Origin of the sequence: Streptomyces sp. HUAS CB01 (genome assembly GCF_030406905.1) — a bacterium.
GTDB lineage: Bacteria > Actinomycetota > Actinomycetes > Streptomycetales > Streptomycetaceae > Streptomyces > Streptomyces chengbuensis.
Map to the genome: position 1 here is coordinate 3,085,001 of NZ_CP129137.1, position 12,810 is coordinate 3,097,810.

A 12,810-nucleotide genomic window follows, 5' to 3' on the forward strand; every position below is an offset into this window, starting at 1 on the left:
TTGGTAGGCCATCACCCCACCAACAAGCTGATAGGCCGCGGGCTCATCCTGCACCGCCGGAGCTTTCCACCACCGAGGATGCCCTCAGTGGTCGTATCCGGTATTAGACCCCGTTTCCAGGGCTTGTCCCAGAGTGCAGGGCAGATTGCCCACGTGTTACTCACCCGTTCGCCACTAATCCCCTCCCGAAGGAGGTTCATCGTTCGACTTGCATGTGTTAAGCACGCCGCCAGCGTTCGTCCTGAGCCAGGATCAAACTCTCCGTGAATGCTTCCCCGTGATCGGGGCGAACACATCACGAGAGCGGAACCAGGAAGAGGAATAGTCTTCCCGGTTCACAGCGTCCTCGCTGTGTTTTCTTCAAAGGAACCTCGACCATCCGAACGGATGGACGGGGTATCAACATATCTGGCGTTGACTTTTGGCACGCTGTTGAGTTCTCAAGGAACGGACGCTTCCTTCGTACTCACCCGCAGAACATTCTCTCGGGCTTTCCTCCGGGCGCTTCCCTTCGGTGTTTCCAACCCTACCAGATCCGTTTTCCGTTCCGTTCCCGGTTCGGAATTCATTTCCGGTGGCCGTTGGAGGGCCTTTTGTCTTTCGACGTTCTCGACGTTATCAGAATCTTTTGCGACCGAGCTAATCGGCTTCGCGATCCGGATAAGGATTCGAGAGCGGCTCCACGGAAATGTGATTTCCGGTGAGAGCGAGAGAGATTCTAGATGGTGACACTCGAAGCTGTCCACTCCGAGGCAACCGTTTGAATCTACCTCCCCACGCGTCCCGTGTCAACGGTTCTCGTGGGCGAAGAGGAGACTAGCAGCTCGCACCCCGTGGTCGCACATCAGCCGGCCGTCGGTACCTCGGCGCTGCGGTCCGAGGCGTCGATGTCGCCTGTATCGCCTGCTCGGGCGGCCCGGCCGCCGAGGACGTACACGTACGTCAGGAACGCCAGCTCGGCGACGATTCCGATGGTGATCCGGGCCCAGGTCGGGAGGCCCGAGGGGGTCACGAAGCCCTCGATCACGCCCGAGACGAAGAGGACCAGGGCCAGGCCGATCGCCATGCCGATCGCGGCACGGCCCTGCTGGGCGAGCGCGGCCCGCCGCGTCATCGGTCCCGGGTCGATGACTGTCCAACCGAGGCGCAGACCTGTGCCGGCGGCGACGAAGACGGCGGTGAGTTCGAGGAGACCGTGCGGGAGGACGAGTCCCAGGAAGGTGTCGAGTCGTCCGGCGGACGACATCAGACCGATGCCGATGCCGAGGTTGGCCATGTTGAGGAAGAGGATCCAGAGCACCGGCACACAGAGGAAGGCGCCGAGGACGAGGCACAGCGCGGCAGCCCGGGCGTTGTTCGTCCAGACCTGGGCGGCGAACGACGCCGCGGGGTGGCTGGAGTAGTACGTCTCGTACTGCCCGCCGGGACGGGTGAGCTCGCGCAGCTGGTCCGGGGCGGCGATGGCCGCCTGGATCTCGGGGTGGGTGCCGATCCACCAGCCGATGACGGCGGCGAGGAGCGTGGAGAGGACCGCGGTGGGGACCCACCAGTGCCGGGAGCGGTAGACAGCCGCCGGAAAGCCCTCGGTCAGGAAGCGGACCGCATCCCTCCATGAGGCCCGGCGGGTTCCGGTGACGACCGCACGGGCACGGGCGACGAGTTGGGTCAGCCTGGCCGTGATCACGGGGTCCGGGGCACTGGACTGGATCAGTGAGAGATGGGTGGCGGTGCACTGGTAGAGCGCGACGAGCTCGTCCGCCTCGGCGCCGGTGAGCCGGCGTCCGCGGCCCAGGAGGTGGTCCAGGCGCTCCCACTCTGCCCGGTGGGTCATGACGAAGACGTCGAGGTCCATTATCGGCTGCTGCTCCAGGCACTGATCCGGCCCGATACGGGGGCGGGGCGTACAACGACTCGTACAACTGCTCGTACTACTGCGGTGCGCTTGCGGGTCAGCTTGGCAGACTTGCGTATCGAGGGGTCGCGAAGGTCGAGGAACGTCTCGAGGGCAGTGGAGAGGGTGGGCGCCGTGAGCGGGGTTGTGACCGGGGATGCCGTCGTACTGGGGCTTCGTCCGGCGAGGCTGCCGAGCCGCGCCCTGGCGCTTGTCATCGATCTGGCTCTCGTGTGGGCCGCCTACCTCCTGATATCCGTCGGGCTCGCGATCGCGACGGCGTCGCTGGACGAGGCGGCGGGGATGGCCGTGTCGATCGCGACGTTCGTCCTCGTCCTCGTCGGTGCGCCGATCGCCGTGGAGACGCTCAGTCACGGCCGTTCCCTGGGCAAGCTCGCCTGCGGATTGCGGGTGGTGCGGGACGACGGGGGCCCGATCCGGTTCCGGCACGCGCTGGTGCGCGGGGCGATGGGGGTGGTGGAGATCCTGATGACCTTCGGGGCCATCGCCTGCATCGCCTCGCTGGTGTCGGCGCGCGGGCGCCGAATCGGCGATGTGTTCGCCGGGACCCTGGTCGTCCGGGAGCGGGTGCCCGCCGCGCGGTCCGTGTACGCGCCTCCGCCGCCGCCCTGGTTGATCGGGCGGTTCACGGAGCTCGACCTCTCCGGTGTGCCGGACGACCTGTGGCTGGCGGTACGCCAGTACCTGACGCGGTTGAACCAGCTGGACCCGGAGGTGAGCCGGTCGCTGGCCGAGCGGCTGGCCGGTGATCTGGCCGCGTGCACGGGGACGCCCGTCCCGGCCGGGGTGCCGGCGGGTGCGTTCCTGGCGGCCGTGGTGAACGAGCGGCAGACACGGGACACGCGGCGGGCGTACGCGGCGGCCTCCAGGAACCCGGCGGTGTCGGCGAACCCTGTTGCAGCGCCCGTGAACCGTGGGGGTACGCCTGCCGCCACCGGTGCCGGGGCCCCGTCCGCGCCGTCGTCGGTTCCGGCGCCGGAACCCGCCCGGATCGGCGACGACAGCACCGGAGCAGGGGTGGGACCGGCGGCGACGGGGTTCGCGCCGCCCGCTTGAGGGCGGTTCGGGAACCGGCCAGGGCGGTCGTTCGTGCGGGGCGGCTGTCCGGTCGGGAAACGGATCAGGGGAACACGGAGGGCGGGGTCTCGAGGTCCTCGAGTTCGATGCCGGGGGCCGCGAGAACCACGTCGCCCGCGATGTGGATCGTGTGCCGCTCGCCGGTGTCCAGGGCGTCGACCTGGTACTCGTCCACGGTCAGAGGGCCGTTGTCAGTGGTGTGCGCTTCACTCTTCACCAGGGCCCAGGACTGGTCGACGGTCCGGGGGGCGAGGACAGGGTCCGTGAAGGCGACGAGGCGGACGCGGGTGGCGGGGGCACCGGGTGCGAGCCGGAGCAGCCGGGCGGTCGCGACGAGGAATGCGGGGGAGGTTCCGGTGAAGGCATGGGCGCGGACGTTGCCTTCGGTGGCGTGGGTGCCCGTGGGGTCGGTGCGCACCCAGGTGACGCCGTCGACAGCGGCCCCCCGGACCTGCCAGCCCGCGGCGTGCAGTTCGAGCCGGATGGGACGGCCGAGTTCGTCGAGTGCCAGGTCGACGGAGCCCGCGTGGTCGCCGGAAGGGGTGGTCAGCTGGGAGACGTAGCGCCAGCCGGACGGGCCGGGTGCACAGTGGAAGTGCTCTTCACCGAGGGGGGTGTGATCGTGCGGATCATGGAGCGAATAGCGGCCGCGGGGCATAGGGGGGCCTGACTTCTCCGGAGTACGGGGCAGGCCCCCGGCACGGGGGTGCGGGGGCCTGCCTGGTGCGCTGGTGCCACTGCCCGCCGGGGTCCCCGTCGGCGGGCCGGAACCGGCCTGCTCATCGGGGACCGACCGGCGGTTGATCAGTAGCGGTAGTGGTCGGGCTTGTACGGGCCGTCGACCTCGACGCCGATGTAGGCGGCCTGCTCGGGGCGGAGCGTCGTGAGCTTCACGCCGAGCGAGTCGAGGTGGAGCCGGGCGACCTTCTCGTCGAGGTGCTTGGGCAGCACGTAGACGTCGGTCGGGTACTCCTCCGGCTTGGTGAACAGCTCGATCTGGGCCAGGGTCTGGTCCGCGAACGAGTTGGACATCACGAAGGAGGGGTGGCCGGTCGCGTTGCCCAGGTTGAGCAGGCGGCCCTCGGACAGCACGATGATCACCTTGCCGTCCGGGAAGGTCCAGGTGTGGACCTGCGGCTTGACCTCGTCCTTGACGATGCCGGGGGTCTTGGCGAGTCCGGCCATGTCGATCTCGTTGTCGAAGTGGCCGATGTTCCCGACGATGGCCTGGTGCTTCATCCTGGCCATGTCCGAGGCCATGATGATGTCCTTGTTGCCGGTGGTCGTGATGAAGATGTCGGCCGTGTCGATGACCTCGTCCAGCGTCGTGACCTGGTAGCCGTCCATGGCGGCCTGCAGGGCGCAGATCGGGTCGATCTCGGTGATGATCACGCGTGCGCCCTGGCCGCGCAGGGACTCGGCGCAGCCCTTGCCGACGTCGCCGTAGCCGCAGACGACGGCGACCTTGCCGCCGATCAGGACGTCGGTGGCGCGGTTGATGCCGTCGACGAGCGAGTGGCGGCAACCGTACTTGTTGTCGAACTTCGACTTGGTGACGGCGTCGTTGACGTTGATCGCCGGGAAGAGGAGGGAGCCGTCACGCTGCATCTCGTACAGGCGGTGGACACCGGTCGTGGTCTCCTCGGTGACACCGCGGATCTCCGACGCCAGCCGCGTCCACTTCTGCGGGTTCTCGGCCAGGGTGCGGTTGAGCAGACGGAGGATGTGGCCGTACTCCTCGCTGTCCGCGGTGGACGGGTCCGGGGCCTCGCCGGCCTTCTCGAACTCGACGCCCTTGTGGACGAGGAGGGTGGCGTCACCACCGTCGTCGAGGATCATGTTCGGGCCGCCGGTGGGCGAGTCCGGCCAGGTCAGCGCCTGCTCCGTGCACCACCAGTACTCCTCCAGGGTCTCGCCCTTCCAGGCGAAGACCGGGACGCCCCGGGGATTGTCCACGGTGCCCTCGGGGCCGACGGCGATGGCCGCGGCGGCGTGGTCCTGGGTGGAGAAGATGTTGCAGGACGCCCAGCGCACCTCGGCGCCGAGTGCCACCAGGGTCTCGATCAGGACGGCGGTCTGCACCGTCATGTGCAGCGAACCGGTGATCCGGGCACCGGCCAGCGGCTGCCTCTCCGCGTACTCCTTGCGGATGGCCATCAGACCGGGCATCTCGTGCTCGGCGAGGGTGATCTCCTTGCGGCCGAAATCGGCCAGGGAGAGGTCGGCGACCTTGAAGTCCTGACCAGCGGCGACAGTCGTCATTGCGAGCTGCTCCTCAGAGGGGGTCGAGGGTGTTCGGGCGGGATGGCTCTGCGGTCGCCACGGCGAAAACGGACACGCGCACGAGCACACACGGGTGCCGCACGTGCGTGTCCGGACGCCGGGGACGTCCGCAGCGCAGTCCGTCGGAGGCCCTCTCTCCCTCGGTCGGTCCACTCTCGGACCGCCCGACCGCCATCAGCAGCGACGTCTGGCTCTGGTCACGAATCTACACCGATCGCCGTCGCGACCCACAGCCCGCCCATGCCCCGTTTCCGGCCGGATATGGAGGGGCCCGGCCGAGCGGACGACCGTGTTCCATGACTTTTGGCCCGGCGGCCATGTGGTGCACCATGCTCGTCGCGGATCGGGAGGACCGCGCGATCCGCACCCCGCGCGTGAGGAGATCTCGTGACCAGTCCACGGAACGAGCAGCGGAGGACGAGGCTGCTCGCCGTGACTGCCTGCCCCACAGGCATCGCCCACACCTATATGGCGGCGGAGAAGCTCGCGTATATGGCGGCGGAGAAGCTCGCGCAGGCCGCGGACGCACTCGGCGTCGAGATGACGGTGGAGACGCAGGGATCCATCGGGGCCGAAAACGTACTCTGCGACAACGATGTCAGGCATGCGGACGGGACCATCGTCGCCGCCGACAAGGACGTGGACCTCAGCCGCTTCACCGGGAAGCGTGTCCTCACGGTCGGGGTGGCCGAGGGCATCGGTCATCCCGAGCGGCTGATCGAACAGGTGGCCGGCGCGCCGGTCCACACCGGCGGGGCGGGCGGCTCGGCCCCGGGGGCCGCCGGCACGGCGGGAGCGGACCCCGGAGCGCCGGCGGCGGAGGCACCGGAGGAGGCGGCACGGGGCGGAGCGTGGCGTACAAGTCGCCGATGTTCGGCTCCGGGCACGCGACCCGTCGGCTCCGGGCATGCGAGAGGGCCCCGTACCGCCTGCGCGGTACGGGGCCCTCTCGTCGGACGGCGGAGAGGCCGTCAGTGAGCCGTGTCGGGTCCGGGGCCGCCGGGGGACTTGGCGGGGTCCGCCCCCGCCGCGGCGGCCTGCTCGTTGTAGATGTCGGGCTCCAGGTAGATGACGCGCGCGATCGGGACGGCGCTGCGGATGCGGTCCTCGGCGGCGTTGATCGCCGTGGCGACCTGCTCCGCCGTGTTGTCGTGGCGTACCGCGATCTTGGCCGCCACCAGCAGTTCCTCGGGGCCGATGTGCAGCGTGCGCATGTGGATGATGCCGGTCACCGTGTCGCCGTCGACGGTCGCCGCCTTGATCTTCTCGACGTCCTCCAGGCCGGCCGCCTCACCGAGCAGCAGGGACTTCGTCTCGGCCGCGAGCACCAGCGCGATCAGGATGAGGAGGATGCCGATGCAGAGGGTGCCGATGCCGTCCCACACGCCGTTGCCGGTGATCAGGGCGAGGCCGACGCCGAAGAGGGCGAGGATCAGACCGACGAGCGCGCCGAGGTCCTCGAGGAGGACGACCGGGAGCTCGGGGGCCTTGGCGTGGCGGACGAACTCCTTCCAGGAACGCTTGCCCCGCAGGACGTTGGACTCCTTGATGGCCGTACGGAACGAGAACGTCTCCGCGATGATGGCGAACACGAGCACACCGATCGGCCAGTACCAGTCCTCGACGGCGTGCGGGTGCACGATCTTCTCGTAGCCCTCGTAGATCGCGAACATGCCGCCGACCGAGAAGAGCACGATCGAGACGAGGAAGGCGTAGATGTAGCGCTCGCGGCCGTAGCCGAAGGGATGCTCCGGGGTGGCCGCGCGCTTGGCCTTCTTGCCGCCGAGGAGCAGGAGGCCCTGGTTCCCGGAGTCGGCGACCGAGTGGACGCTCTCCGCCAGCATCGACGAGGAGCCGCTGAAGAGGAACGCCACGAACTTGGCTACTGCGATCGCGAGGTTCGCGGCGAGGGCCGCGACGATCGCCTTGGTTCCGCCTGACGCGCTCATGGGTGCGTGGTGTCCCTTCGTTCCTGGCTTCCGTGGGCTCCCGGTCCCGCGGTCCCGGGGGGCCCGCGGTTCCGGCGGGACATTGTTGCAGCAGCTCCGGCGGAGGCCGAGTCAGACCGCCACGGTGGCCCTGAAGACGGTGCCCGTACCGGACAGTTCGGCCTTTTCGCCTGCGGGCACGAACACCGACTGCCCCGGGGCGAGGGTGAGTTCCCCGGCGTTCGGCCGGCCGGCCGTCGCCAGCAGGATCTGCGGGGTGGGCAGGGTGAGGTCCACGGGGGCCGCGCCTTCCGGCCGTACGAAGCGGGAGAGCCGGAACTCGTCGATCGGGGTGTCGTACAGCTCCTCCCCGGACGGCGACGCCTCGGGCCGCAGGACGCCGGGGTCGCCCGCCTCGAAGCGTACGACGCGCAGGAGTTCGGGGACGTCGACGTGCTTCGGGGTGAGCCCGCACCGCAGCACGTTGTCGGAGTTCGCCATGATCTCCACGGCGAGTCCGCCGAGGTATGCGTGCGGGACCCCGGCGCCGAGGAACAGCGCCTCCCCGGGCTGCAGTCGTACGTGGTTGAGGAGCATGGCGGCGATGACGCCCGGGTCGCCGGGGAAGTGGTGCGCGGTGGCGGCGAAGGGGGCGTACGCCCCGCCGAGGCGTTCCGCGGCCGCCGTGGCCTCCGCGACGGTGTGGGCCATCTCCTCCGGGTCCGCGGAGAGGACCGCGGTCAGGACCTCGCGCAGCGCGGCTTCCTCGGGGTGGGCGTGGAGGAGGTCGACGTACGGCTTGAGCGAGTCGACGTCGAGACCGGAGAGGAAGTCGGCCGCCTCGACGGGCGGGCGGAAGCCGCACAGGCCGTCGAACGGGGTGAGCGCGCACACCAGCTCGGGCTTGTGGTTGCCGTCCTTGTAGTTGCGGTGGGGCGCGTCGAGCGGGATGCCGGCCTTCTCCTCCGCGGCGAACCCCTCCTGCGCCTGTGCCCGGTCGGGGTGGACCTGCAGGGACAGCGGCGCGCCGGCGGCGAGCAGCTTGAGCAGGAACGGCAGCCGGGGGCCGAACGCCTCGAGGGCGGGGCGGCCGAGTTCGCGCGCCGGGTCGGCCCCGATGACGTCGTGCAGGGAGCCGCGGCCGGTCTGCGAGGGGGCGCCGGGGTGGGCGCCCATCCACATCTCCGCCTGTGGCTCGCCGGTCGGGGCGACGCCGAGGAGTTCCGGGATGAGCGTGGTGGACCCCCAGGCGTAGGGGCGCACGGTGTTGGAGAGGCGGTCCATGAGGGGTGATCCTCGACTCGGTACGTGGCGGATGCGTGGCTGGTGCGTGTCTGCAGTGTGACCGGTGCGGTGTCGGTCCGGGCGGCGGGTCCGACACGGCCCGGGGCGGGCGGCGGGTGCGGGGTCCGACACGGCTCGGGTCCGAGGGGCCGGATACCACCAGGTCCGGTCCGGGCACCGGGTTCGGTGGGGTTCCGGGTTCGGTCCGGAATCCGGGTTCGGTCCGGGCCGCCGCGTTCCATTGTCCGGCCGTGGTCCGTTGTCCGGCCGTGGTCCGTGGGCAGGGCGGGGCGCTGCTGGGGAGCCGGAACGCCCGGGCCCGGACGCTGATCCGGGGAGGGAACGCTGGTCCCCGGGCCGCAGCCGGCATGCCGTCAGGCGTGGCCGCCGTTGCTCGCGAGAGCCAGATACCCGGCGGCGAAGTCCGTCACGGCGAGGAGCTCCGCGAGGGTCTCCAGGGCGCTGCCGTCCTCCGGCTCCAGTTCGCTGATGGCGGTGTCGTGGCTCAGCGCGAGTTCGCGTGCGGCCGGTGCCGCGGTGAACCCGTTGTCCAGGCTGTCCCGCAGCAGCAGGACCCGCGCCCTGACGGCCTGCGGCTCCTCGACGCGGTCGCGGAAGAAGTCGCCCGGATCCGCCCCTGCCGCGAAGGCGCCCGCGAGGAGCATGCCGTGGGCGGGCAGCGCCTCGGGCAGTTCCGCGGCGATCGCGGGCCGGCCGGCGAGCTCGGCCAGCACGGCGGCGAACCGGCGGCCGACGGGCCCCGCCGCGCCTTCGGTCCAGATCAGCGGGAGCGTGTCCGCGAACTCGGCCGCGAGGGTCTTGGCGGGATTGCTGTACGTGGCGATCGCCGGGCCGCAGCGTTCGGCGATGCGGTCGAGCCGGTCGGCCACGCTCTGCATCACCTCCGGGGCGGCGGCGATCAGACCGACCCGGTCGAGGAGTGCGAGGAGCGGGGTGAACAGGGCCCAGAAGGCGCCGGGGCTCGCCGCGCTGCGGGTCTCCTCGTACTGCTCGTACGGCGCCGTCGCCATGGGGACGACGAGGCCGTGGACGCCGTCGACGGCCTCGGAGAGCGGCGAGCGCTGCGGCGCGACGGCGACGACGGTGCAGCCGCGCCGGTACGCCTGTTCGGCGAGCAGGGCGAGTCCGGGTTCGCTGCCGTCGGTCGTGGCGACGAGGAGCAGGTCGACGGAACCGGCCCAGCCGGGGAGCGCCCAGCGCAGGGCGCCGGCCGCCGGGGCGACACCGGTGGGGTGGAGGCGGGTGACCGGCGCGGTGGGTCCGGCCAGCTCGGCGAGGAGGTCGGCGACGCCCGTGGCGGCGGTACCGGAACCCGCGATCAGGACGGCCCGCGGGCGGCCCTCCGGAGTCAGCTCGGCGATGCCCGCCTCCGCTGCGTGCCGGGCGGCGGTACGTACGCGCGCCCCTGCCTCCGCGGCGCCGCGGAGCAGACCGCGGCGGTCGGCGCGGGCGAGGGCTTCCGGGGCGTCGAGGAGTGACTCGTCGAGCATGGGGTGGGCCTCCGATTCGCCGAACAGCCGGACAGGTGGGGGGCTTGAGGCCTAGGCGGGGCGGCGGGCCTCGTCCACGAGCAGTACGGGGATGCCGTCCCGTACCGGGTACGCCAGGCCGCAGTCCTTGCCGGTGCAGATCAGCTCGGGGGATTCGGCAGCCGTCGCGTCGTCGAGCGGCGCGTGGCAGGCCGGACAGGCGAGGATCTCCAGAAGGCCGGCTTCGAGCGGCATGGGACGGTCCTTTCGACATGGGGATTGGGCCACGTCAGCCTACCGCCGGGGGGCGGCCTGCGCGGCTCGGCGTGCGGTCCGGGCGGGTGGGGCGCACGGGCGACGGGGTACGGCTCCGCGGCGGCGCGGTCCTGCGGTTCGCACAGAGGCGCTGCAGGGGGTCGCGGCCGTCCGCATGCGGGCGCGGGTGCGGTGCCGGCGCGGGCCGGGACTCGGCTTCCGCGGGTGCAGCGGGTGTGGTCCCGGACCGCCACCCGTCACCGGAGCGCGACCCCACCGCCCCGAACACCGCCCCAGTCGTACCGGACCGCGACCCCACCGCCCCGAGTACCGCCCCCAGTCGTGCCGGACGACCGCCGTCTCAACCATCCGTCGGCCGTAACGGACCGTCCGGCTCAGCCGTTGCGTCAGCCGTACCGGACCGCCGGCTCAGCTCTTGCGGACCAGGCCGAGGACCTCGTCCCGCAGGGCCGACATCGTCGCCTCGTCACGCGCCTCGACATTGAGACGGAGGAGCGGCTCGGTGTTCGAGGGACGGAGGTTGAACCACCAGTCGGCGGTGGAGACGGTCAGGCCGTCGAGGGTGTCGAAGGTGACGCCCTCGCGCGCCGAGAAGGCCTCGCGGACGGCGGCGGTGCGGCCCGCCTGGTCCTCGACCGTGGAGTTGATCTCGCCGGACGCGGCGTAGCGGTCGTAACGGCCGACCAGGTCGGACAGCGGGCCGTCGTGGGTCCCGAGGGCCGCCAGGACGTGCAGGGCGGCGAGCATGCCCGTGTCGGCGTTCCAGAAGTCGCGGAAGTAGTAGTGCGCGGAGTGCTCCCCGCCGAAGATGGCGCCGCTGCGGGCCATCTCCTCCTTGATGAACGAGTGCCCGACGCGCGTGCGGACGGGCGTGCCGCCGTGTTCGCGCACGACCTCGGGCACCGACCACGAGGTGATCAGGTTGTGGATGACGACACCGCCGCCGTTCCTGGCCAGCTCGCGGGCCGCGACGAGGGCCGTGATCGCCGAGGGGGAGACCCCTTCGCCGCGCTCGTCGACGACGAAGCAGCGGTCGGCGTCGCCGTCGAAGGCGAGACCGATGTCCGCGCCCTCCGCGCGTACCCGCGCCTGGAGGTCCACGAGGTTCCTGGGGTCGAGGGGGTTGGCCTCGTGGTTGGGGAACGTCCCGTCCAGCTCGAAGTACATCGGGACGAGCTCGACCGGCAGGGAGGCGAAGACCTTCGGGACCGTGTGGCCGCCCATGCCGTTGCCCGCGTCCACGACCACCTTCAGCGGGCGGATCGTCGCGAGGTCCACGAGGGAGAGCAGGTGGGACGCGTAGTCGTCGAGGGTGTCGCGCTCGCTGACCGACCCCGGGGCGGCCACGGGGGCCGGCGCGCCGGACGCGAGCCAGGACTCGACCAGCTCGCGGATCTCGGTGAGGCCCGTGTCCTGGCCCACCGGCGACGCGCCCGCGCGGCACATCTTGATGCCGTTGTACTGGGCGGGGTTGTGGGACGCCGTGAACATCGCGCCCGGCAGCATGAGCTGCCCGGACGCCGAGTACAGCTGGTCCGTCGAGCAGAGGCCGATCATGGTGACGTCCGCGCCGCGCGCGGCCGCGCCCCGGGCGAAGGCACCCGAGAGGCCGGGCGACGAGGGCCGCATGTCATGGCCGACGACGACGGCTTCCGCGCCGGTGACCTGGACGAAGGCGGATCCGAGCAGTTCGGCCAGCGACTCGTCCCACTGGTCCGGCACCACCCCGCGCACGTCGTACGCCTTCACGATCTGTGACAGATCAGCAGCAGAGGATGCAGCCACGGCCCAACCTTCCCGAATTCCCTGTGGTCGCAACAAACTACCCGCCGGGGCGGGGGCGGCCGGGGTCAGGCCCGAAAAACGGGACGGGTCAGTGCGGATCCGTGCAGTTCACGTGCGGTTCGCCGCGGACAGCGCGGGTCGGTGCGGAGCACCACGGCCGACGGGCCGGGGCGGGAAAGGACCCGAGGAATGCGCCGCGTCGGTGTCCGGGGTGAAGAGCCGCTTCAGGAGTCGGGCGAGCGCAGCACCCGGAGGTGTCCCCGCCGCGCGACCTCCATCGGGTCGGACCTGCGGGCTCCCGAACCGCCGCCCGCCTGGGCCGCGCGCTCCTGCGGACGGGCCGCTTCCCTGACGGCGTTCGCCAGTGCCTCGAGATCGTCGCCGCTGGGCCTGGCCGGGCCGGAGGCGTCGGAGAGCCGGACGACCTCCCAGCCGCGGGGCGCGGTGAGCCGTTCGCTGTGCTCGGCGCACAGGTCGTAGCAGTGGGGCTCGGCGTAGGTGGCGAGGGGGCCGAGGACCGCGGTCGAGTCGGCATAGACGTACGTCAGTGTCGCGACGGCAGGACGGCCGCACGCGGTGCGCGAACAGCGACGTACAGGGCTCACGACGTTGGACGGTACCGCACTCTTGAGCGGGCCGCGACGACTCTCCACCACGTCACTCCACCGTGTCGCGTTGTGAGGTCACGCACAGCCGCGTTCCGGCCAACTGTACTGACCTGCACGGGAGGAACGGCACCCGATCCGGGACCCCCTACGATCCGGTCACTACTGCA

10 protein-coding genes, 1 rRNA gene and 1 pseudogene (1 of these 12 running past the window's edge) are annotated in these 12,810 nt (G+C 71.1%); 2 read left to right on the plus strand and 10 right to left on the minus strand.

Annotated features, from left to right (window positions below; all coding sequences use genetic code 11):
* Window positions 1–268 (minus strand): 16S ribosomal RNA (locus QRN89_RS13605) (it extends 1,250 nt beyond the left edge of the window).
* 576 nt (window positions 269–844) lie between these two features.
* Window positions 845–1,852, minus strand: coding sequence for a stage II sporulation protein M (locus QRN89_RS13610; protein ID WP_290349632.1), 1,008 nt, complete (start codon window positions 1,850–1,852; stop codon window positions 845–847).
* Between the two features lie 174 nt (window positions 1,853–2,026).
* Here QRN89_RS13610 and QRN89_RS13615 point away from each other — a divergent pair, with 174 nt between their 5' ends.
* A complete protein-coding gene (locus QRN89_RS13615; RefSeq protein ID WP_290349633.1) occupies window positions 2,027–2,968 on the plus strand; it encodes an RDD family protein in 942 nt (313 codons plus the stop codon).
* A 64-nt stretch (window positions 2,969–3,032) separates the two neighbouring features.
* Here the strand turns inward: QRN89_RS13615 and QRN89_RS13620 are convergent, their stop codons facing one another.
* Window positions 3,033–3,647 carry a hypothetical protein gene (locus QRN89_RS13620; RefSeq protein WP_290349634.1) on the minus strand — a complete coding sequence of 205 codons (615 nt, stop codon included), beginning with the start codon at window positions 3,645–3,647 and terminating at the stop codon, window positions 3,033–3,035.
* 146 nt (window positions 3,648–3,793) lie between these two features.
* Window positions 3,794–5,251, minus strand: a complete 1,458-nt coding sequence (ahcY, locus tag QRN89_RS13625; protein WP_290349635.1) for an adenosylhomocysteinase — start codon at window positions 5,249–5,251, stop codon at window positions 3,794–3,796.
* 489 nt (window positions 5,252–5,740) lie between these two features.
* Between ahcY and QRN89_RS13630 the strand changes: the two are divergent.
* Window positions 5,741–6,150: pseudogene (locus QRN89_RS13630) on the plus strand (PTS fructose transporter subunit IIB); the annotation flags it as partial.
* Between the two features lie 93 nt (window positions 6,151–6,243).
* Here the strand turns inward: QRN89_RS13630 and QRN89_RS13635 are convergent.
* From QRN89_RS13635 to QRN89_RS13660, 6 genes are all read right to left on the minus strand, one after another.
* Complete coding sequence (locus QRN89_RS13635) at window positions 6,244–7,221, minus strand: cation diffusion facilitator family transporter (RefSeq protein WP_290349636.1); 978 nt, start codon at window positions 7,219–7,221, stop codon at window positions 6,244–6,246.
* Window positions 7,222–7,332: 111 nt separating this feature from the next.
* Window positions 7,333–8,484: a mannose-6-phosphate isomerase, class I gene (gene manA, locus QRN89_RS13640; RefSeq protein WP_290349637.1), complete on the minus strand. Its 1,152-nt coding sequence runs from the start codon at window positions 8,482–8,484 to the stop codon at window positions 7,333–7,335.
* A 374-nt stretch (window positions 8,485–8,858) separates the two neighbouring features.
* Window positions 8,859–9,995: an SIS domain-containing protein gene (locus QRN89_RS13645; protein WP_290349638.1), complete on the minus strand. Its 1,137-nt coding sequence runs from the start codon at window positions 9,993–9,995 to the stop codon at window positions 8,859–8,861.
* A 51-nt stretch (window positions 9,996–10,046) separates the two neighbouring features.
* On the minus strand, window positions 10,047–10,229 hold the full coding sequence (locus QRN89_RS13650) for a Trm112 family protein (protein WP_290349639.1): 183 nt from the start codon (window positions 10,227–10,229) through the stop codon (window positions 10,047–10,049).
* 429 nt (window positions 10,230–10,658) lie between these two features.
* Window positions 10,659–12,035 (minus strand): phosphomannomutase/phosphoglucomutase, encoded by a 1,377-nt coding sequence (locus QRN89_RS13655; RefSeq protein ID WP_290349640.1) that lies wholly within the window; start codon window positions 12,033–12,035, stop codon window positions 10,659–10,661.
* A 224-nt stretch (window positions 12,036–12,259) separates the two neighbouring features.
* Window positions 12,260–12,688 carry a DUF3499 domain-containing protein gene (locus QRN89_RS13660; protein ID WP_290353696.1) on the minus strand — a complete coding sequence of 143 codons (429 nt, stop codon included), beginning with the start codon at window positions 12,686–12,688 and terminating at the stop codon, window positions 12,260–12,262.
* Window positions 12,689–12,810: the final 122 nt, after the last annotated feature.